This window comes from Sodalis sp. (in: enterobacteria) (assembly GCF_051710625.1).
GTDB lineage: Bacteria > Pseudomonadota > Gammaproteobacteria > Enterobacterales > Enterobacteriaceae > JBPESN01.
The window spans coordinates 1-20680 of record NZ_JBPESN010000041.1 but is presented as its reverse complement, the minus strand read 5'-3'; the positions used below and the strand labels follow the sequence as shown (position 1 = coordinate 20680).

The window sequence follows — 20680 nt, the reverse complement described above, 5'->3', positions numbered from 1 at the left end:
CAGCGCTCTTGATGTCAGACTCCCTGAACAGTTCTTGTTAATCGGGAAACTCAGAGCGCATTATCCTGTGGCCACACTCTGCCAGGTGTTCAAGGTTCATCGCAGCAGTTACAAATACTGGAAAAGTCGTCCTGACAGGACAGACGGCAGGCGAGCGGTATTGCGCAGTCAGGTTCATGAACTGCACAGTATCAGCCATGGTGCCGCTGGCGCGAGAAGTATGGCCACCATGGCAACCCAGAGAGGCTTCCGGATAAAGCGCTGGCTCGCAGGCAGGCTCATGAAAAAGCTGGGGTTGGTCAGTTGTCAGCAGCCGACGCGCAGGTATAAGCGTGGCGGTCAGGAGCATGTTGCGATCCCGAATTATCTTGAGCGCCAGTTCGCTGTAACGGAGCCAAACCAAGTATGGTGCGGCGAGGTGACGTATATCTGGACCGGGAAACGCTAGGCATACCTTGCGGTTGTTCTTGAATCTGTTCGCGAGGAAACCGGTGGGCTGGGCTATGTCGTTCTCCCCGGGCAGCAGACTGACCATCAAAGCACTGGAAATGGCATGGGAAATGCGTGGTAAACCAGCCCGAGTGATGTTCCACAGCGTCCGGGTAGCCACTATACGAGCAGGCAGTTCCGACAGTTGCTGTGCGTTACCGGATCAAACAAAGCATGAGTCGGCGTGGTAACTGTTGGGATAACAGTCCGATGGAGCGCTTCTTTAGAAGTCTGAAAACGAGTAGATACCGGTAACGGGCTACATAAGCTTCAGCGAAGCAGCTCATGAAATTACCGACTATGTCGTGGGATATTACAGCGCACTCAGGCCGCATGAATATAACGGCAAGTTGCCACCAAACGAATCAGAAAATAGATACTGGAAAAACGCTAACGCGGTGGCCAGTTTTAGTTGGCCACTACACATTATCATGGCCCAGTTCGCTGGCGGTGGCGCTGGGAGATTGCCGGTAGCTGGAGGTAACATTGTGATGCTGCTTTTTTATTCTGCCGATCAGATCTTCGCTGACGAAACTTTGTACCGCGCCGGTATCGGCCACCATACTAATGCTGTAAGCTTTGTAATCCAGCGTTAATACCGGGGAGCAGCCGAACTGGTCCTTATAAGGCAAACATTGCTGATACCATCAGCAGCGACGGAGGATGGCGCCAGGCGGTTAGCCTGTGGCTGCGGTTGTCCACCGCCCAGTTCAGTTCAGCTGACGGAACACCTCGGCGCCCAGGACGCCATCCACCTTTTCCCCCAACGACTGGCTAAAAATGTCCAGATTGATCGTCAGCCAAAGGTTGACGCCCGGCAACGTACAGTTGCCAAGCGTTATCGGCAGCGATCGCCAGAGGGCGTGACCTGGTCAGCGTTAAGCTTTCCCTGGGTGCTACCGATGCCGTTGGCCATGATGGTGCGGAAGATCGAGGGAATTTCGTCCGGCGTCGCGGGTCAGGTAAGGGTTTGCGCCAGCCGTTTATCAATCACCGTACAGCTGGCGCCGGTATCCAGCACAAACTGGTAGGTGTTACCGTCAATGGTCACCGGCACCACCATATGCAGTAAGTGAACAGGTTCTTGCAGGACGGGCGGATTCCCCCCGGCTGCCGGCGCCGCAAAGGTCGGCGCACAGGGCATGACGGTCAGCAACACGGCCAGACTGGCCCAGAAAGGTCGAAAAGCGTAACGGCTATCCACGGTATGACGTCCTCCGGCAGATCAATAGGTAGCGGCCTAGCGGGGGTTACCGAGCCGGTAGCCGCATTCATTGACGACAATGGCGTGATAATAACGTAAAACTTACCGCTGGGGATCCGCAAAAAATACCGTCGAACGAGGGCGCCAGACTCTCTGCGCCCAGGGAGGTCCGGCACCGTCCCCAGGAGCTATTGCGCCGCTGGCACCGTTCGCATCGCCGCCGCCCCGAGTCAGACGTGCAGCGGCATCGAGGCATAGTCGTTGCTATGGTGTTTTCGCCTTAAAGGGGGAAAGCGAGGAGCACAGGCGGCAATCATCCCGCATGGAGCGGCGCTGATAGTCCCCTTGACCTTGATAACAGCGGGCGCCGCCGGCACGCTGTCACCGACGATGCCGCACGTGATAAGGTTATTCCACCGTTACCGATTTGGCCAGGTTACGCGGCTGATCAACGTCAGTCCCCTTAATCAGGGCGATATGATAGGCCAGCAGTTGCATGGGTACGGTGTAGAAAATAGGCGCCACAATCTGCTCTACGTGCGGCAGAGGAATAATCTTCATATTCTCGCTGGCGGTGAAACCGGCATCCTGTTCCGCGAACACATACAGTAAACCGCCCCGGGCACGAACTTCCTCGATATTGGATTTCAGCTTTTCCAACAGTTCGTTGTTCGGCGCGATGATAATGACCGGCATATCGGCGTCAATCAGCGCCAGCGGCCCGTGCTTGAGCTCTCCCGCGGCATAAGCTTCCGCGTGGATATAAGAGATTTCTTTCAGCTTCAGCGCCCCTTCCATGGCGATAGGATAAAGATCGCCGCGACCCAGGAACAGCGCGTGATGTTTATCGGAGAAACCTTCGGCCAGGGTTTCAATAGGCTTATCCAGCGATAGCATCTGCTCAATCCGGCTCGGTAGCGCTTGCAGAGCATAAACGATGTCTTTCTCCACCCGTTTTTCCATACTACGCAGGCGACCAATACGTGCCACCAGCATCAACAGCACCGTCAACTGCGTGGTAAACGCTTTGGTGGAAGCGACGCCGATTTCGGTGCCGGCCCGGGTCATCAGCGCCATATCCGATTCGCGCACCAGCGAGGAGCCGGCAACATTACAGATGGTCAGTGAACCGAGATAGCCAAGCGTTTTGGTCAGCCGCATCGCCGCCAGCGTATCAGCGGTTTCGCCGGATTGGGACAGGGTAATCAACAGGCTTCCCGGGCGCACCGCGGGTTTGCGATAGCGGAATTCGGAGGCGATTTCTACATCGCAGGGTACGCCGGCCAGCGCCTCGAACCAGTAACGGGACACCATGGCGGAATGATATGACGTGCCGCAGGCGATAATTTGCACGTGCTGCACCTGGCTCAATAACGCATTGGCGCCCTCGCCCAGTTCCGATAGCGTCACCTCACCGTGGCTAAAGCGGCCTTCCAGGGTATTTTTGATCGCCTGCGGCTGTTCATAGATCTCCTTTTGCATGTAATGGCGGAACAGCCCTTTATCCGCGGCATCATATTTAACCTGGGATTCAATTTCCGGGCGCGCCACAATCTGGCCCGCCTTATCCCAAACCTGAACGGTGCGACGGGTAATTTCAGTAATATCCCCCTCTTCGAGGTACATGAAGCGGCGGGTGACGGGCAGCAGCGCCAATTGATCGGAGGCCAGGAAGTTCTCGCCGACGCCGAGGCCGATGACCAGTGGACTGCCGGAACGCGCCGCGACCAGCACGTTGGGATCGCGGCTATCCATGATGACCGTTCCGTAAGCGCCGCGCAGCGCGCCGACCACCCGCTGCATTACCTCGACCAGCGCGCCGTTCTGCTGGCGCTGCTCCCAATGCACCAGATGCGCGATCACTTCGGTATCAGTTTGGGTAACAAAGGTGTAACCACGTGAGCGCAGTTGCTCGCGCAGCGGTTCATGGTTTTCGATGATGCCGTTATGGACGACCACGATATGGCCGGAGACGTGGGGATGCGCGTTGTTTTCCGTCGGCTCGCCGTGGGTCGCCCAGCGGGTATGGGCAATGCCGGTGCCGCCGGATAGAGGATGCGGTTGGGCCGCTTCGGTCAGGGCGCTCACTTTCCCCATGCGGCGCAGGCGTTGCAGATGCCCGTCTTTATCCACCACCGCCAGCCCGGCGGAATCATACCCACGATACTCAAGACGACGTAATCCTTCCAACAGGATCTCGGCAATATCACGCTGTGCAACCGCGCCTACTATTCCACACATCTCGGTTATTCCTGATTGAACGGCGGCAGTCGCCGTTATGAGCTAGCACAAAACCCGACCGGTGCAGCACCGCAACACGCCACGGGTTTTACCTGCCACAGTAACGTCAGGCGGCGGGCAAAACCGCCCGTAGGGGGCGGCCGCATCCTCATTTTTTCTTCACCGGTCGCGTCCAGTTGGCAAGGGGAAACTGACGTATCCGGCTGATAATTATTTCACCCTCGGCCACATCGCGCGTCACGGTGGTACCGGCGCCGATGGTGGCGCCGCGGCCGATAGTCACCGGCGCCACCAGCTGACTATCGGAACCGACGAAAACATCGTCGCCGATGTGGGTTTTATGCTTGTTGGCGCCATCATAATTGCAGGTGATGGTGCCGGCGCCGATATTAACCTGAGCGCCAATATCGGCGTCCCCCAGATAGCTAAGATGGCCGGCTTTCGAGCACTTGCCCAGACGGGCCTGTTTCATCTCGACGAAATTCCCCACGTGTGCGTCTTCCTCCAGCTCACTACCGGGGCGCAGGCGGGCAAAGGGGCCGAGAGTACTGCGCGCCGCCACGCGCGCGTCTTCAACCACGGTATAAGGGCTGATGATCACATCATCACCGATGACCACATTTTTCAGGACGCAGCCGGTGCCGATAATCACCCGGTCGCCCAGCGTGACCTGCCCTTCAAGAATGACATTGGTATCAATGGATACATCCTGCCCGTGGCGCAATTCACCGCGCAGATCGAAACGCTCAGGATCGGACAACATCACGCCGGCCAGCAGCAGGCGCTCCGCCTGCTCCCGCTGAAAGAGCCGCTCCAGCCGCGCAAGCTGCAGCCTGTTGTTCACGCCTTCGACCTCTGTCGGCCGGGCGGGCTGCACCGCATTGATTTTACGGCCTTCATGCCAGGCCATGGCGATGATGTCCGTCAAATAGAACTCGCTTTGCGCGTTCTCGTTGGTTAACTGCCCAAGCCAGCGTTTGATATCCTCGCCGCCGGCGACCAGAATGCCGGTGTTGATTTCCTTAATCTGCTGCTGTTGCTCGCTGGCATCTTTCTGCTCGACGATACCGGCCACCTCACCGTTAAGACGCACGATACGGCCATAGCCCTCAGGATTGTCGAGCGTCACCGTCAGCAGTCCGATGCCCCCCTGCGGACGCGCCGCCAGCAGGCGCTGCAATGTGTCGGGAAAGATAAGCGGCACATCGCCGTACAGGATCAAGACATCTTCTTCGTCGCGCAGGCAGGTCAGCGTCTGCTGAACGGCATGACCGGTGCCACGCTGTTCGGCCTGCAGTACCCAATTCAAAGGAGCATCCTGCCGGGCAAGGCGTTCACGCAGCAGCTCGCCGCCGTGACCGTGGACCAGGTGAATGCGCGCCGCGCCCAGCTGCGTGGCGGCATCGATTACGTGTTGCACCATGGCTCTGCCGGCAAGGGGATGCAGCACTTTCGGCAAGGCGGAAAACATACGACTCCCCTTGCCCGCGGCAAGGACAACCACGCTTAATGCTCGATTTGACATAACCATCCTGTGGAACCCTATTTATCAGACGATAGTAAACCCGTTCGCACGCGGGATTTCTACATATTTTGGCACGAAGAACACTTTACAGGGCGTCGTCGCTCGGCGCTAAGGCTATTTGCCACGATTGTGTTGCCAGAAAGGAAAATGACGGTGCGCTTGACGTTTTCTTCAGCACTACAGGCGTAAAATCCCCTTTATCGACCTCACTTTGGCCGGCCACTTAATTAAAGATAAAAAAAGCCGGTCATGATGACCGGCCTCTTTACATACGCTCTCGATTACATCGCTTTTTTGGTCAATTCGATGACCCGCAGCTTCGCCAGCGCTTTTGAGAGCTCGGCAGAAGCCTGGGCATAATCAATATCACCGTGGAAGTTATTGATATGCTCTTCCACTTTACGCTTGGACTCCATTGCTCTCGCTTCGTCAAGATCCTCGCCACGAATGGCGGTATCGGCCAGTACGGTAACTGTACTGGGCTGTATTTCAAGCACTCCACCGGACAGGTAGATATACTCTTCGTTGCCGTGCTCTTTAACGATACGTACCATACCGGGCTTAATGGCGGTGAGCAGCGGCGCGTGGCCAGGGAAAATCCCCAGTTCGCCTTCGCTGCCCGTCACCTGGATTTTTTCAACCAGCCCGGAAAACATCTGTTTTTCGGCGCTGACCACATTTAGATAGTAAGTTTTTTCAGCCATATTACTCTCCTCTCAAGGCGTTACAGTTTCTTGCCTTTTTCCACGGCTTCGTCGATGGAACCCACCATGTAGAACGCCTGTTCCGGCAGATGATCGTATTCGCCGTCCATGATGCCTTTAAAGCCACGGATCGTGTCTTTCAGCGCCACGTACTTGCCGGGCGAGCCGGTGAACACTTCCGCCACGAAGAACGGCTGAGACAGGAAGCGCTGGATCTTACGCGCGCGCGATACTACCAGCTTGTCATCTTCAGACAGCTCGTCCATCCCGAGGATAGCGATGATGTCTTTCAATTCCTGATAGCGCTGCAAAATGGACTGCACGCCGCGGGCCACATCATAATGTTCCTGGCCTACCACTAACGGGTCCAGCTGACGGCTGGTGGAGTCGAGCGGGTCAACCGCCGGGTAAATGCCCAGCGAGGCGATTTGACGGCTCAGAACCACGGTCGCGTCAAGGTGGGCGAAGGTGGTCGCCGGCGACGGGTCGGTCAAGTCATCCGCGGGGACGTAAACCGCTTGCACCGAGGTAATGGACCCGGTTTTGGTGGAAGTGATACGTTCCTGCAACACGCCCATTTCTTCCGCCAGCGTCGGCTGGTAGCCTACCGCGGACGGCATACGGCCCAGCAGCGCGGACACTTCGGTCCCGGCCAGGGTATAACGATAGATGTTGTCGATGAACACCAGAACGTCACGGCCTTCATCACGGAATTTCTCCGCCATGGTCAGACCGGTCAGCGCCACGCGCAGACGGTTGCCCGGCGGCTCATTCATCTGGCCATACACCAACGATACTTTATCGATAACGTTGGAATCGGTCATTTCATGATAAAAGTCGTTACCTTCACGGGTACGTTCACCCACGCCGGCGAACACGGAATACCCCGAGTGTTCGATAGCGATGTTGCGGATGAGCTCCATCATGTTAACGGTCTTGCCCACGCCGGCGCCGCCGAACAGGCCGACTTTACCGCCCTTGGCGAACGGACACATCAAGTCGATAACCTTGATACCGGTTTCCAGCAAATCCTGGGAACTGGCCAGCTCTTCATAGCTCGGAGCCGGACGGTGAATAGACCAACGCTCTTCCTCGCCGATATCGCCTTTCATGTCGACCGGCTCGCCCAGCACGTTCATGATGCGGCCCAGGGTAGCTTTACCCACCGGCACTTCGATAGTGCGTTCGAGATCGATCACCTTCAGGCCGCGACGCAGACCGTCGGAGGAGCCCATCGCGATGCAGCGGACGACGCCGCCGCCCAGCTGTTGTTCTACTTCCAGCACCAGTTTCACGGCGCCGTTTTCCACTTCAAGCGCGTTGTACACCTTGGGTACGGCGTCTTGCGGGAACTCGACGTCGACCACGGCGCCGATAACCTGGATAACATTTCCAGTAGCCATCTTGAATCCTCTACGTAATTCGCAACCCAAACCTAAACCGCGGCGGCTCCCGAGACGATTTCGGTGAGTTCCTGAGTGATGCTGGTCTGTCGAGCCTTATTGTAAACGAGTTGCAGCTCTTTAATCAGGTTGCCGCCGTTGTCCGTTGCGGCTTTCATCGTTACCATACGCGCGGCCTGTTCGCTGGCCAGGTTTTCAACGACGCCCTGATAAACCTGCGATTCCACATAACGACGCAGCAGGGTATCCAGCAACGTTTTGGGATCGGGTTCATACAGATAATCCCAAGATTTGGTCTTCAAATCCGCTTCCTCCGCAGGCGGCAGAGGCAGGATTTGCAGAATCTGCGGCACCTGAGACATGGTATTGACAAATTTGTTGCTGACAATATAGAGCTTGTCCAGGCGCCCTTCGTCATAGGCCTGTAGCATGACTTTTACCGACCCAATCAGTTCAGACAGCGTGGGGTTGTCCCCCATGCCCGTCACCTGAGCAACCACTTTGCTTCCGACCGAATTGAAGAAAGACACCGCCTTGGAGCCAATCAGCGCCAGTTCGGTTTCCGCGTTTTTCCCGTTCCACTCTTTCATGTCGGCCAGCAGCTTTTTAAACAAATTAATGTTCAGGCCGCCCGCCAGACCGCGGTCGGTTGCCACCACCAGGTAACCCACGCGCTTCACGTCGCGCTCGTCCAGGTAGGGGTGTTTGTATTCCAGATTTCCCAGCGCAAGGTGACCAATTACCTTGCGCATCGTTTCTGCATAAGGACGGCTGGACGCCATGCGTTCCTGAGTTTTACGCATTTTGGAGGCGGCAACCATTTCCATCGCTTTGGTGATCTTTTGCGTATTCCAGACGCTTGCAATCTTACTACGTATCTCTTTTGCGCCGGCCATTTCTGCTTCTCCTCATTGCTTTATGGCCTGCTCACGCAGGCCATAGCGCGTTACCAGAACTGGGTTGCCTTGAAGGTGTCGAGAATGCCTTTCAGCTTGCCTTCGATATCATCGTTATAAGCGCCGCTCTGGTTGATTTGTTGCATCAATTCGCCCTGCTCGCGGTCCACGTAGGCCATCAGCGCGGCTTCAAAATCACCGATTTTCGCCAGCTTGACATCTTCTAGATAGCCACGCTCCGCCGCAAACAGCACCAGCGCCTGTTGGGCGACCGACATCGGCGCATACTGTTTCTGCTTCAGCAGCTCGGTCACTTTCTGACCGTGGTTCAGCTGCTTGCGGGTCGCGTCATCCAGATCGGAGGCGAACTGGGAGAAGGCGGCCAATTCACGGTACTGCGCCAGCGCGGTACGGATACCGCCGGATAGTTTCTTCATGATCTTGGTCTGGGCGGCGGCGGCGATGCGGGATACCGAGATCCCCGGGTTGACGGCGGGACGGATACCGGCGTTGAACAGGTTCGACTCCAAGAAGATCTGACCGTCGGTGATGGAAATCACGTTGGTCGGAACGAACGCGGAAACGTCACCGGCCTGGGTTTCGATGATAGGCAGCGCGGTTAACGAACCGGTTTTGCCCTTCACTTCGCCCTGGGTGAACTTCTCAACGTATTCCGCGTTGACGCGAGAGGCGCGCTCCAGCAAACGGGAATGCAGGTAGAATACGTCGCCAGGATAGGCTTCACGGCCGGGCGGGCGACGGAGCAGCAGGGAGATTTGGCGATACGCCACGGCCTGCTTGGAGAGATCATCATAAATGATCAGCGCGTCTTCACCGCGATCGCGGAAGTATTCGCCCATGGCGCAACCGGCATACGGCGCCAGATACTGCAGCGCGACGGATTCGGATGCGGTGGCGACCACGACGATAGTATTCGCCAGCGCGCCGTGCTCTTCCAGCTTACGCACCACGTTGGCGATAGTGGACATTTTCTGGCCGATGGCGACATAGATACATTTGATGCCGCTGTCGCGCTGGTTGATGATGGCATCGATGGCCAGCGCCGATTTACCGGTCTGACGGTCGCCGATGATAAGCTCACGCTGACCGCGGCCGATAGGAATCATGGCGTCGACGGATTTATAACCGGTCTGTACCGGCTCATCGACCGACTGACGCTCGATAACGCCCTGCGCAATCGCTTCAACGGCGGAAAAGCCGTCGTGCTCCAGCGGATTTTTACCGTCGATAGGCGCACCCAGGGTGTTCACCACGCGGCCAAGCAGGCCGCGACCGACCGGCACTTCCAGAATACGGCCGGTGCATTTGACTTTCATGCCTTCGGTCAGATCGGCATACGGCCCCATGACCACGGCGCCGACGGAGTCGCGCTCCAGGTTCAGGGCGATGGCGAAACGGTTGCCGGGAAGCGCGATCATTTCACCCTGCATTACTTTGGCCAGACCGTGTACGCGGATGATCCCGTCGCTGACGGAAACGATAATACCTTCATTGTGAGCTTCACTCACTACATCAAACTGAGCAATGCGCTGCTTGATCAGTTCGCTGATTTCGGTGGAATTCAGTTGCATGCTCCAGTCCCCTTAAGACTGCAAGACGTCTGCCAGGCGCTCCAAACGACCGCGTACGCTGCCGTCTATCACCATATCGCCCGCGCGAATAACGACGCCGGCCACGACAGACTTATCAATTTTGCAATTCAGCTTAACTTTGCGTGACAGACGTTGTTCCATTGCGGCGCTGATTTTTGCCAGTTGTTCTTCTTTCAACGTGCTGGCGGAAATAACGTCCACTTCCACAGTCGCCTCCTGCGCCGCGCGCAAAAGAATGAACTGCTCCAGCACATCCGGCAAAACCGTCAGACGCCCGTTTTCCGCCATCACCCGTATCAGGTTCTGGCCGGTGGCATCAAGCTCTTCGCCACAGACCGCGATAAACGTCTCCGCCAGCTTTTCGGGCGCAACCGCGCCTGATAACAGTTCGGCGATCCGCTCATTGCGGCTCACCTCGGCACAGAACGTCAGCATCGCCTGCCAGTGCGCCACCGCCTGGTGCTGGACGGCAAAGTCAAAAGCCGCTTTGGCGTAGGGGCGAGCTACAGTAACCAGTTCAGACATCAGCCCCTCCCTCCTTACAGTTCAGCGACAATTTTATCGACGATGTCGCTGTTGGCAGCTTCATCCACGGAACGTTCGATGATTTTCTCGGCACCCGCTAAAGCCAGCATAGCGACCTGCTTGCGCAATTCTTCGCGTGCGCGCTTGCGTTCGGCGTCAATTTCCGCCTGCGCCTGCGCCAGAATTTTGTTGCGCTCCGCTTCTGCTTCGGCTTTGGCTTCATCAACCACTTGCGCTTTACGCTTGTTAGCCTGTTCGATGATTGCCTGGGCTTCCATCTTTGCTTGCTTCAAATGATCGGTTGCTTCGGCCTGGGCGATGTCCAGATCCTTTTTGGCACGTTCGGCGGAAGCCAGACCGTCAGCAATTTCTTTCTGACGCTTCTCGATGGCGGTCATTAACGGCGGCCACACATACTTCATGCAGAATAGCACAAACAGGAGAAACGCGATGGCCTGGCCGAGGATTGTTGCGTTAAGATTCACAGCACAATGCCTCTTGTAAAGTTAACGGTTCGATGTTGGTTAGCTTGGCGTTTAACACTACGCTACGGCGAACATCACGTACAGGCCCAGGCCCACGGCGATCATGGGGATGGCGTCAACCAGACCCATAACGATAAAGAACTGCGTGCGCAGCAGAGGGATCAGATCAGGCTGACGCGCGGCGCCTTCCAAAAATTTACCACCCAGGATGCCGATACCGATCGCAGCACCGATGGCCGCCAGACCCACCATCACAGCGGCAGCCATGTACAGCAGATCTATATTCAGGTTTTCCATGACAGTCTCCAGTTTGTTTCAGTTAAACGCAGTATTAAAGTGAATAAAAATCAATGTTCTTCAGACGCCATCGCAAGATAGACAATCGTCAGGACCATGAAGATAAAGGCTTGCAGCGTAATAATCAGAATGTGGAAAATAGCCCAGGGCACATTCAGAATCCACTGCGACCACCACGGTAACAGACCGGCAATCAGGATGAAGATCAACTCACCTGCATACATGTTGCCAAACAACCGAAGGCCCAGCGAAACTGGTTTAGACAGCAGGCTGACGCCTTCGAGAATCAGGTTGACGGGAATGAAAATTGGATGGTTGAACGGCTGCAGGGTCAGTTCTTTAACGAAGCCACCGATCCCCTTTATCATCACGCTGTAGTACAGGATAAGAATAAATACGCCCAGCGCCATCGACAGCGTGATATTGACGTCAGCCGAGGGAACCACACTCAACGCCGGCAGGCCCAGAACGTGCTCGCCAAGGTAAGGCAGCAGGTCGATGGGCAGCAGATCCATCAGGTTCATCAGGAATACCCAGACGAAGATGGTCAGCGCCAGCGGGGCGATGAGCTTGCTTTTGCCGTGAAACATGTCCCGTACGCTGCCGTCGACAAAGCCCACCACCAGCTCGACTAAGGTCTGCATCTTGCCGGGTACGCCGCTGGTTGCGCCTTTGGCGACGCGACCAAAGATCAGCAGGAAAATCGCGCCGAGCAGCAGCGAGAAGAACATGGAATCAATGTTCAGGACCCAGAAAGACGATGCCGTGTGGGGATTGACCAGTTCAAAAGTACGCAGGTTCACCTGAAGGTTGTTCAGGTGGTGGCCTATGTATTCCTGTGGAGTAGAGATTTCTCCTGATGCAGACATGATGCCTCTTACCCTTTGTTGTTAATTACGGCCAATGCCGATATCTGCACAATTAGCACCGATAAATAGGTCAGGCCCAATGGGACAAACGCAGCCTTGAACATACCAAGCGCGACGACCAGCAAGGCGATGGTCGCTACTATTTTCAGCCCCTCGTCGATAGCGAACGACCAGACAATGCGACTTGGGACCGCGGCCTGCGCCTGATGATGGCATGCGTGCAGAATGAACGCGACATTGGGCAACCGGGTCGCCAACCCGCCCCCGCGCGGCAGATGCGGCGGCGCGGGGGTATGCAGAGCGAACAGAGCGCTGAACAGCACCAAAGTCATCAACTGGGCAAACAGCAGCTTCCCAGCGACTTTAGCGCTGTAACAGGGCTAAGGTCATGATTTTGAGACTTTCCCTACTCACACAACTCCGGCTGAGTGTGTATAAAACTGCCTTTACCGCGATCAGTCAAGCGATGAAAAACGTGCAAATTATACGGGTCAGTACTACGAATTCAATCGATAAGTAGCGAAAAGGTGAACAATAATTTAAAGATTGTTGTTTTCATCTTTTTTACCGCAAAAGCGCGGGAATCATAACACGCAAAACTTTCCAACGCTTCACCAATTATCGCCTGTAAAACTGTGCAAAAGATCACATCACAGCGCATTATAAATCGCAGCCCACGCGTTAATTCAATTAATATTTAAAATAACCATTAAACTAAATATGTTCACATTCAGTATGTTAACTATTTTTTTCACGTTTGGCGCTTTTATTTGCCTTTTTGTTGACGAAAAATAAATTAATTTGCAGCGAGCACCGCGATATGCCGTTCGCCTTCCAGGCCCGGCACCTGAAGTCCAATCACCGATTCAACCCGAAAACCTGCCGGCAGCGCGTTCTACTCCGTTTCAGACAGCTGGCCTTTGAGAGCGTAAAACCGCCCTTCTTCTTTACGCGGCAGCGCCGCACACCAGCTCAGCATGTCGCCGAGCGAGGCGAGAGCACGGCTTATTACGCCGTCAAAGCCGGCAGGCGGCGCGAAGCTTTCCACCCGGCTTTATTACTGCCGTAATATTGTCGAACCCTAGCTCATACTGTATACCTGGCGTAAAAAACGTATGCGCTTGCCCGGACTGTCCAACAGGGTGAAATGCGCATCAGGACGTACGATAGCTGACGGAATGCACCGGCAAGCCCAAACCGGTGCCGACATTGATAAAACGATCCCCGCGCAAGTGCGGATTCACAACAATACTGTCCATGATATGGCGAACAAGCATCTGTTCAGGGGAGCGCACCGACGTCAGGTTGTAAGCCTTGTTCCATTTATGCAGCAGCGCCACATAACCCAGCAGTTTATCCTTTTATACCGTGGTCAGCGCCATATCCGCTTGCGCCTGCAGCGCCTCCAGTGTCTTGAGCATCGGTGCTTTCCGTCGTTATCAGGCGCTGCGGCGCAGCAGCCCCTGTTTTTTCAGCCAGACCAGCAAAATAGAAATCGCCGCCGGCGTGACGCCGGAAATGCGTGACGCCTGACCGACAGAATGGGGTTTATGGTTGTTGAGCTTGGCGATCACTTCGTTGGACAGCCCCGACACGGCGCTAAAATCCATCGCCGCCGGCAGCAAGGTATGTTCATTGCGCATTTGGCGTGCAATCTCCTCCTGCTGACGGGCGATATAGCCTTGGTATTTGATCTGAATTTCGACCTGCTCTGCCGCCTGGCTGTCGGCCAGCGCCGGTCCAAAACGTTCCAGGTGGGTCAGGCGCGCGTAGTCCATCTCCGGACGGCGCAGAAGTTCTTCGCCATTGGCTTCGCGCGTCAGCGGCGCTTTGAGCAGCGGATTAAGCTGCTCGACGCCATCGCTGCTGGGGTGTACCCAAATATCGCGCAGGCGCTGACGCTCGAGCTCAATTTGCTCCTGCTTGGTGCAAAAGCGTGCCCAGCGCACGTCATCCACCATTCCCAGCTGCCGGCCGGTTTCCGTCAGACGGAGATCGGCGTTGTCTTCCCGCAGCAGCAGTCGGTATTCGGCGCGCGAGGTAAACATGCGGTAGGGCTCTTTGGTGCCCAGCGTGCATAAATCGTCCACCAGCACGCCGAGATAGGCCTGATCGCGTCGCGGCGACCAACCGTCTTTCCCCGTGGCCAGCCGGACCGCGTTCAGACCGGCGAGCATGCCCTGGGCGGCGGCCTCTTCATAGCCGGTGGTGCCGTTGATTTGACCGGCGAAAAACAGCCCTTCGATCAGTTTACTTTCCAGCGTCAGCTTAAGATCGCGCGGATCAAAGAAGTCATACTCGATCGCATAGCCGGGCCGCACGATTCGCGCGTTCTCAAGCCCCTGTATGGAGTGGACGACTTTCACCTGCACGTCGAACGGCAGGCTGGTCGAGATGCCGTTAGGATAAATTTCGTTGCTGGTCAGTCCTTCCGGCTCGAGAAAGATCTGATGGGCATTGCGATCGGCAAAGCGCATCACCTTATCTTCAATGGACGGACAGTAACGCGGCCCGGCGCCTTCAATGTTGCCGGCGTACATGGGACTGCGGTCCAGGTTCTGGCGGATGACCTCGTGGGTCTTCTCGTTAGTATGGGTGATATGACAGGGGATCTGGCGCTGATGCTGATCCGCCGAGCCCAGGAACGAGAAAACGGGCAGCGGCTCGTCGCCGTGCTGTGTCGCCAGCTGTGAGAAGTCGATACTGCGCGCATCTATACGCGGCGGCGTGCCGGTTTTTAACCGGTTGACCTGAAAAGGTAGCTCGCGCAAACGGCGAGACAGGGAAAGCGAAGGCGGATCGCCCGCCCGGCCGCCGCTGTAATGATCCATGCCGATATGGATCTTGCCATCGAGGAAGGTTCCCACGGTCAGCACGACGGCGCGGGCGCGAAATTTCAGCCCCATTTGGGTTACGGCGCCGACCACCCTGTTGCCTTTTACGATCAGATCCTCAACCGCCTGCTGGAAGATCATCAGATTAGGCTGGTTCTCCAGTGCTCCGCGTACCGCTTGCCGGTAAAGCACGCGATCCGCCTGTGCGCGAGTGGCCCTGACCGCGGGTCCTTTGCTAGCGTTTAGTATTCTGAACTGGATGCCGGCCTTGTCGATAGCCTGAGCCATCAGGCCGCCCATGGCGTCGATTTCCTTGACCAAATGCCCCTTGCCGATACCACCGATCGCCGGGTTACAGGACATTTGTCCAAGCGTATCGGTGTTATGCGTCAGCAGCAGGGTTTGGCATCCCATCCGTGCCGACGCCATTGCCACTTCCGTACCGGCATGGCCGCCACCAATAATGATGACGTCAAAGTGATCGGGATAAAACATGGTAAAAACACCTCACGTGAAAGCGAAGGATCGCCAAGGGGCTTGGGGAAGAGGATTCTACTCAAGTTTAAGCGGGATACAAGCCCGGAAGATCCGCAGGTAATTAAAGAAAGATCTTTGATCTTTTATTATGTCTACTACTAGGATTGTGATCCTCTGTGGATAAGCCGGGTTTAATCAATCGATACAAGACATTATCGATCCACTGAGCCTGTAAATGATCGGTGATCCCCGCCGGTATAAGCTGGGATCTTCTGTCCTGTTTATCCACAGGTGATCGCGGTAATAAAGGTTATACATTGGATAACTACCGATTATCCGCGGTTTTTACCGAGAGTTATACACAAAAAAAGTGATATTAGCGTGCTTTTATTTGCGTGATCCACTCCGCCACCCAGACTTCGGCCGGATCCTGCGGGATTTCATGCTGGGTAATGTTGATCTTCAGCACGTCACCGATCCGTTTGGCGCCGAGCGAAGTAAGCTGACGATCCGACGTGTCGATCGCGCCGCAGAACGTATCGTATTCGCTGCTGCCGATACCGATAGTGCCGAAGGAAACCGCGGATAGCGAAGGCGTTTGCGCCTCTAACTCTTCCAGCAGCGGCTGAAGATTCTCCGGCAATTCGACGGCGCCGTGGGTCGAGGTGACCAGCAGCCACAAATTTTCGGTGCTTAACTCCGCCAGTTTGGCACCGTGCAGGATGTCGGTGCTCAGCCCCTGCTGTTCCAGGATGCCGGCGACCATGCTCGGCAACATATTCGGCGCTACCCAGGGTGCTGCCGCTAATGATGGTTACGTCGGCCATGAATGGTCCCGTCAAATAAATGAGCCGGTATTGTACGCTGTGTACCGGCTGGGATCTACCTGTGGATAATTGTGGGTATTGTCAAGCGCTGTTAAGGCACGATGGTCCGGCTGATGGAGTTTTGCAGCGAGATCAGCGTCTCGGTGGATTGGATTTCGTCGATAGTCTGGATCTTGTTGATAAGTACCTGCTGCAGGGCGTCTATGGAGCGGCACATCACTTTGATGAAGATACTGTAATGACCGGTGGTGTAATAGGCTTCCAGCACCTCTTCCAGCGCCTCCAGTTTCTTAAGCGCCGATGGGTAGTCCTTGGCGCTTTTAAGGATGATGCCAATAAAGTAGCAGACGTCATAGCCCAGCTGTTTCGGGCTGATATCCACCCGCGCCCTGGTGATAATGCCCGCCTGTTTTATTTTTTCCACTCGCACGTGCACGGTGCCGGGACTGACGTTAAGGGGCTTGGCCAGTTCGGCGTAGGCGGTGCGCGCGTTGGCCATCAGCATCTGCAAAATGGCGCGATCGAGGGCGTCGAGCTGATAAGTTTCCGCCATGGTGATGTCCTCTGTGGCGATCCCGGCGGCAGATCCATTGCTCGCCCGCGGGATCACGCTTTAGGGCGCCAGCGGCGCATAAGCCGCTGTTTCATTCCGATGTCGAAGCGCCAGATGTGATCGAAGATCTTCATAATACCGGGTTTTCCCATCGACGATAGCGCAACGGCGTGAAAGCGTTGCTGGCGATGACGCTGCTGCTCGCGTATGCGTAGTTGGACCGTTTCAGGCAGGCGCTGGGCAATAAAATCGGAGATGACCACTGTATCCGCATCCTGCCACGCCGGGTCGGCGAGCTTTTCGCTCAGGGCCGTCAGACAGGCGGCCAGATCGGTGCCGCCGCGAAAGCACTGGGCCAGGGAGCGGATAGCTTGCTCCAAGCCGCCGTCAGCGGTCAGTTCGTAATCCACTTGACCCGTAAAGAATTAAGCTGATGAAGCAGCGTTGATTATCGGCCAGCGCTATCCGCATCAGCGCCAAACAGAACCCCTTCGCGCAGGCTTCGTTGAAGCCGCCCATAAAACGGAGGTATCCACGCAGACAATCATCGGCCCACGCGGCTGCTGATCGTGCTGCTCACTGCTGGCCGGCTGCAGGATGCGTCGCGTCTGCCAGGCATCACCGTGCAGGCGGTAGGTCGGAAGCCGTTTCTCCAGCGAACGGCGGTAAAACTCGTATTCAAGCTCGTCGATACCGAGAACGGCCAGTTCCCCCGGCAGCAGCCGCAGCAAATCGTCGCTCTGGTGGATGCCGCTTATCTCTTTCGGTTGTACCGCCGGCTCACGTACCCGCTTTATCACTTCGCGCTGCAGCTTGTGTGGCGCAGCGATAAAGTGCGCCTCGCGGCGGCGTGCTGATTCTCCGCCAGCAACGGCGCCATCGCGCCGCTCATCGCCAACTGCCGCTGTAGCTCGTCAAGCAGTCTTTCCCGCTCTTTTTCCAGCAACTGATGCTGTAGCGTCGTGGCCTGCAGCGTCAAACTGATGCGCCAGCGCTGTAAAAATAAGGTTTGGAATGCGCTATCTGGACGCGCTATTTCCCTTGATGCGGCCTGATAAAGTCTTTGTGCTTCGGCATAAAAAGGCGATGTGCGACTGGCGAGCCGCGTCAGAGTTTCCGGCAACCGGGCGGCAAATACGTAACGATCTTACAGTTGACTTTGTTGAAAGAGATAAAATTCACGCGTAAGCGAGGGAGGTACTTTCCCCTGACGCAGCGCCTGTTCCAGTCGCGGTTTCATCAGCGGCGCCGGTTTCATTAAGGTTTTCTTCAGCGCTGGAAACTGTTCCAATAACAAAACGACCTGTGGAACTGCCAAGCAAGGTTAAAATGATGTCATCCAGCAGCTGTCCCTCATCAATGGACAACAGGAGGTTAAGCGTATCCAGCGTCACCACCGCGCGCTAGTCCTGCCTGGCCTGGGCTAACTGCTGGGAGAGGTCCAGCAGACTGGCTTCAATCCGCGCCGCCCACTCCCGGGTAATAAAGAGACAGTTTTGCTGTTCGTGAAACAAGCTCCGCTGTTGATGATAAAGGCGTGTGGCTTCCTCAAGGTCATCCAGCAAGGTTGCCGGTATCGCCTGCGTCGGCGTAGTTTCCGTCAGCGCCAGCAATGAGGGTTGCAGGCTGATATCGATTATCTCAAGCTGATGCTGAGCATTAATGCCTGCATCCACACCCTGGGCGAAACCGATACCATTCAGTCGGGCCTTGAAAGCGCCTCCTTTATTCAGCCATTGTTGCAGGGCATCACGCTCGACCGTGAGATGGTCGACGTGAATATCGTGCAATACCAGCAGCGTTTGCAGCAGGAAGGTCAATACCGGCTCGGTCAGCGATGCCGGCAGGCTGTAATGGGGTTTACGGCTCATCAGGGTTTTGGCGGGCGTAAGGGTCAACGCCCGCTGGGCCTGACTTTGCGCGATATGTTGACGTTTTTGCCGGTTGAAAGTCTGAATTTTAATCAAAATCGCCTGTTGTTGATAGCCCTGCTCCACCATCAGCAGCTCAAGTTGCTGATTGATAAACTGGTAACTGGCAGAATCATGCCACAAGCACTCTTTCAATAAGATGATATTTACCGGGGTAATACTTTGTTGATCGCTAAAAAAGCGCTAGCCTGAAGCAGGCGCAATGCCTTTTCCCAGCGCCGATCAAAGATGTAAGGCGCATCGGGTAACGCTTCCAGCCGCTGACGCAGTTGATAGATAAGCTCAAAACAGGCTGCCGGCAATGTCACCCGGTCGATTTGCCGTTGCCAATCCTGGTATTCCTCGTCACTTACCCGCAGCTGTGCCGGAACATCCTGCGGCTGCCTGTCGCCATGGCTTGTCAGCAGCGCGTGAAAATTGCTCTTCTCCTTGACCTTATCCAGCCACAGGCGGATTAACATCCGATCATATAGCGCTTCCAGCCCGCTATCGGCCTCCGGCAATTCGTTGGAGGCGATAATAAGCAGCCGCAGCCGCAGCGGCTGCTCCTGAACGCCGTTACGGAACCGCCGTTCATTAATCGCGGTAAGCAGGGTGTTTAAAATTGCAGGGCCCGCCTTCCATATTTCATCCAGAAAGACAATTTCCGCCTCCGGTAAATGCCCTTGGGTCATGCGATGATAGCGGCCATCCTCTTTCAGCACCCGAATGGACAGCGGGCCGAACACTTCCTCCGGCGTAGAAAAACCGGGTCATCAAATAATCAAAAGCGCGCGCGTGGCTGAATGCCAGCTTCAGACGGCGGGCGATGAGGCTTTTGGCAATGCCGGGCGGTCCCAGCAAAAATACGCTTTCGCCGGAAAGCGTCGCCAGCAGGCAAAGCCGCATAGTATGCTGGCGCTCATACAACCCGCTTTCCAGCACGCTGCTAAGGGCGAGAAATTCTTTCCGCCAGAAGGGACATAGAAGCCATAGTGTGATCGGTTATCCCTGTGAGTGGTGAAAACGACACAATAAACCAGCGCATTTTATAAAGAAATGCCCGATTAATTTTATCCGTTATCAATTTTTTTTGCATTAATCGCCCTTCAACGGGGGATAATCAGGATTAGAATTAGGGTTTCGGCATTTTTCAGGCATACTGTGGGCTTTTGGTTTTCGAGGAAGTGCATCCACGCATGCTTCTGGACGACAAAATAGTGCGAAGAAAAAGTTATGAATAAAGATCATAAGCAGTCGCTGCCGGCGGTCACGCTTGCCGCCATATGCGTCGTGTATGGTGATATTGGTACCAGTCCTCTCTATACCTTACGTGTTACGTGAATATCTTGCCGGCCATTATGGTTTTGGCGTTGAACGCGTGGCGGTATTTGGTTTCTTATCCCTGATGTTTCTGGCTTCTGATTGTAGTGGTCAACTAAAACTGGGCACCGTGTTAGCGTTTTTCCAGTATCTATTTTCTGATTCGTTTGGTGGCAACCCACCGTTATATTCATGTGGCTTGAGTGCGCTGTTATCCCACGATATAGTCGGTAATTTCATGAGCTGCCTTCGCTGAAGCTTATGTAGCCCGTTACCGGTATCTGCTCGTTTTTCGGACTTCTGAAGAAGCGCTCCATCGGACTGTTATCCCAACAGTTACCACGCCGACTCATGCTTTGTTTGATCCGGTCACGCCACAGCAACTGTCGGAACTGCCTGCTCGTATAGTGGTTACCCTGATCGATGTGGAACATCACTCCGGCTGGTTTACCACGCGTTTCCCATGCCATTTCCAGTGCTTTGATGGGCAGTCTGCTGTCCGGGG

At 55.5% G+C, this 20680-nt stretch carries 15 protein-coding genes and 7 pseudogenes; 2 read left to right on the top strand and 20 right to left on the bottom strand.

Annotated features, from left to right (window positions below; genetic code table 11):
- A pseudogene (locus ACTBDU_RS10900) lies at positions 1-902 on the top strand (IS3 family transposase); the annotation flags it as partial.
- Positions 903-1447: 545 nt separating this feature from the next.
- Here the strand turns inward: ACTBDU_RS10900 and ACTBDU_RS10895 are convergent.
- From ACTBDU_RS10895 to ravA, 19 genes and pseudogenes are all read right to left on the bottom strand, one after another.
- A complete protein-coding gene (locus ACTBDU_RS10895; protein WP_438806479.1) occupies positions 1448-1693 on the bottom strand; it encodes a retropepsin-like aspartic protease in 246 nt (81 codons plus the stop codon).
- A gap of 408 nt (positions 1694-2101) precedes the next feature.
- Positions 2102-3934: a glutamine--fructose-6-phosphate transaminase (isomerizing) gene (gene glmS, locus ACTBDU_RS10890; protein ID WP_438806478.1), complete on the bottom strand. Its 1833-nt coding sequence runs from the start codon at positions 3932-3934 to the stop codon at positions 2102-2104.
- A gap of 148 nt (positions 3935-4082) precedes the next feature.
- Complete coding sequence (gene glmU, locus ACTBDU_RS10885; protein WP_438806481.1) at positions 4083-5459, bottom strand: bifunctional UDP-N-acetylglucosamine diphosphorylase/glucosamine-1-phosphate N-acetyltransferase GlmU; 1377 nt, start codon at positions 5457-5459, stop codon at positions 4083-4085.
- Positions 5460-5740: 281 nt separating this feature from the next.
- Positions 5741-6163, bottom strand: coding sequence for a F0F1 ATP synthase subunit epsilon (locus ACTBDU_RS10880; protein ID WP_438806477.1), 423 nt, complete (start codon positions 6161-6163; stop codon positions 5741-5743).
- A gap of 20 nt (positions 6164-6183) precedes the next feature.
- Positions 6184-7566, bottom strand: a complete 1383-nt coding sequence (gene atpD / locus ACTBDU_RS10875) for a F0F1 ATP synthase subunit beta (RefSeq protein ID WP_438806476.1) — start codon at positions 7564-7566, stop codon at positions 6184-6186.
- 32 nt (positions 7567-7598) lie between these two features.
- Positions 7599-8462 carry a F0F1 ATP synthase subunit gamma gene (gene atpG / locus ACTBDU_RS10870; RefSeq protein WP_438806475.1) on the bottom strand — a complete coding sequence of 288 codons (864 nt, stop codon included), beginning with the start codon at positions 8460-8462 and terminating at the stop codon, positions 7599-7601.
- Positions 8463-8512: 50 nt separating this feature from the next.
- Positions 8513-10054, bottom strand: coding sequence for a F0F1 ATP synthase subunit alpha (atpA, locus tag ACTBDU_RS10865; protein ID WP_438806474.1), 1542 nt, complete (start codon positions 10052-10054; stop codon positions 8513-8515).
- A 12-nt stretch (positions 10055-10066) separates the two neighbouring features.
- Positions 10067-10600: a F0F1 ATP synthase subunit delta gene (gene atpH, locus ACTBDU_RS10860; RefSeq protein ID WP_438806473.1), complete on the bottom strand. Its 534-nt coding sequence runs from the start codon at positions 10598-10600 to the stop codon at positions 10067-10069.
- 14 nt (positions 10601-10614) lie between these two features.
- Positions 10615-11085 (bottom strand): F0F1 ATP synthase subunit B, encoded by a 471-nt coding sequence (gene atpF / locus ACTBDU_RS10855; RefSeq protein ID WP_438806472.1) that lies wholly within the window; start codon positions 11083-11085, stop codon positions 10615-10617.
- Between the two features lie 57 nt (positions 11086-11142).
- Positions 11143-11382, bottom strand: coding sequence for a F0F1 ATP synthase subunit C (gene atpE / locus ACTBDU_RS10850; protein ID WP_438806471.1), 240 nt, complete (start codon positions 11380-11382; stop codon positions 11143-11145).
- A 50-nt stretch (positions 11383-11432) separates the two neighbouring features.
- A complete protein-coding gene (gene atpB, locus ACTBDU_RS10845) occupies positions 11433-12251 on the bottom strand; it encodes a F0F1 ATP synthase subunit A (RefSeq protein WP_438806470.1) in 819 nt (272 codons plus the stop codon).
- Positions 12252-12259: 8 nt separating this feature from the next.
- Entirely contained in the window at positions 12260-12583 is a 324-nt protein-coding gene (locus tag ACTBDU_RS10840) for an ATP synthase subunit I (RefSeq protein WP_438806480.1), read from the bottom strand.
- 464 nt (positions 12584-13047) lie between these two features.
- Positions 13048-13612, bottom strand: a pseudogene (gene rsmG / locus ACTBDU_RS10835) (16S rRNA (guanine(527)-N(7))-methyltransferase RsmG); the annotation flags it as partial.
- Between the two features lie 78 nt (positions 13613-13690).
- Complete coding sequence (gene mnmG, locus ACTBDU_RS10830) at positions 13691-15580, bottom strand: tRNA uridine-5-carboxymethylaminomethyl(34) synthesis enzyme MnmG (protein WP_438806469.1); 1890 nt, start codon at positions 15578-15580, stop codon at positions 13691-13693.
- Between the two features lie 358 nt (positions 15581-15938).
- Positions 15939-16389: pseudogene (mioC, locus tag ACTBDU_RS10825) on the bottom strand (FMN-binding protein MioC).
- Between the two features lie 91 nt (positions 16390-16480).
- A complete protein-coding gene (asnC, locus tag ACTBDU_RS10820; protein WP_438806468.1) occupies positions 16481-16942 on the bottom strand; it encodes a transcriptional regulator AsnC in 462 nt (153 codons plus the stop codon).
- 53 nt (positions 16943-16995) lie between these two features.
- Positions 16996-17963 (bottom strand): annotated as a pseudogene (locus ACTBDU_RS10815) (ATPase RavA stimulator ViaA); the annotation flags it as partial.
- A 157-nt stretch (positions 17964-18120) separates the two neighbouring features.
- Entirely contained in the window at positions 18121-18339 is a 219-nt protein-coding gene (locus ACTBDU_RS10810) for a hypothetical protein (protein ID WP_438806467.1), read from the bottom strand.
- A gap of 6 nt (positions 18340-18345) precedes the next feature.
- A pseudogene (ravA, locus tag ACTBDU_RS10805) lies at positions 18346-19846 on the bottom strand (ATPase RavA).
- Positions 19847-20088: 242 nt separating this feature from the next.
- Between ravA and ACTBDU_RS10800 the strand changes: the two are divergent.
- Positions 20089-20291, top strand: a pseudogene (locus ACTBDU_RS10800) (KUP/HAK/KT family potassium transporter); the annotation flags it as partial.
- On the opposite strand, the pseudogene ACTBDU_RS10795 reads toward ACTBDU_RS10800, so the two are convergent.
- Positions 20287-20680: pseudogene (locus ACTBDU_RS10795) on the bottom strand (DDE-type integrase/transposase/recombinase); the annotation flags it as partial. The pseudogenes ACTBDU_RS10800 and ACTBDU_RS10795 sit on opposite strands and share 5 nt — an antisense overlap.

Excerpts from the sequence above, each read along its gene's own strand:
- glmS (WP_438806478.1), bottom strand. The coding sequence starts at position 3,934 with ATGTGTGGAATAGTAGGCGCGGTTGCACAGCGTGATATTGCCGAGATC.
- glmU (WP_438806481.1), bottom strand. The coding sequence starts at position 5,459 with ATGTCAAATCGAGCATTAAGCGTGGTTGTCCTTGCCGCGGGCAAGGGG.
- ACTBDU_RS10880 (WP_438806477.1), bottom strand. The coding sequence starts at position 6,163 with ATGGCTGAAAAAACTTACTATCTAAATGTGGTCAGCGCCGAAAAACAG.
- atpD (WP_438806476.1), bottom strand. The coding sequence starts at position 7,566 with ATGGCTACTGGAAATGTTATCCAGGTTATCGGCGCCGTGGTCGACGTC.
- atpG (WP_438806475.1), bottom strand. The coding sequence starts at position 8,462 with ATGGCCGGCGCAAAAGAGATACGTAGTAAGATTGCAAGCGTCTGGAAT.
- atpA (WP_438806474.1), bottom strand. The coding sequence starts at position 10,054 with ATGCAACTGAATTCCACCGAAATCAGCGAACTGATCAAGCAGCGCATT.
- atpH (WP_438806473.1), bottom strand. The coding sequence starts at position 10,600 with ATGTCTGAACTGGTTACTGTAGCTCGCCCCTACGCCAAAGCGGCTTTT.
- atpE (WP_438806471.1), bottom strand. The coding sequence starts at position 11,382 with ATGGAAAACCTGAATATAGATCTGCTGTACATGGCTGCCGCTGTGATG.
- atpB (WP_438806470.1), bottom strand. The coding sequence starts at position 12,251 with ATGTCTGCATCAGGAGAAATCTCTACTCCACAGGAATACATAGGCCAC.
- ACTBDU_RS10840 (WP_438806480.1), bottom strand. The coding sequence starts at position 12,583 with ATGACTTTGGTGCTGTTCAGCGCTCTGTTCGCTCTGCATACCCCCGCG.
- mnmG (WP_438806469.1), bottom strand. The coding sequence starts at position 15,580 with ATGTTTTATCCCGATCACTTTGACGTCATCATTATTGGTGGCGGCCAT.
- asnC (WP_438806468.1), bottom strand. The coding sequence starts at position 16,942 with ATGGCGGAAACTTATCAGCTCGACGCCCTCGATCGCGCCATTTTGCAG.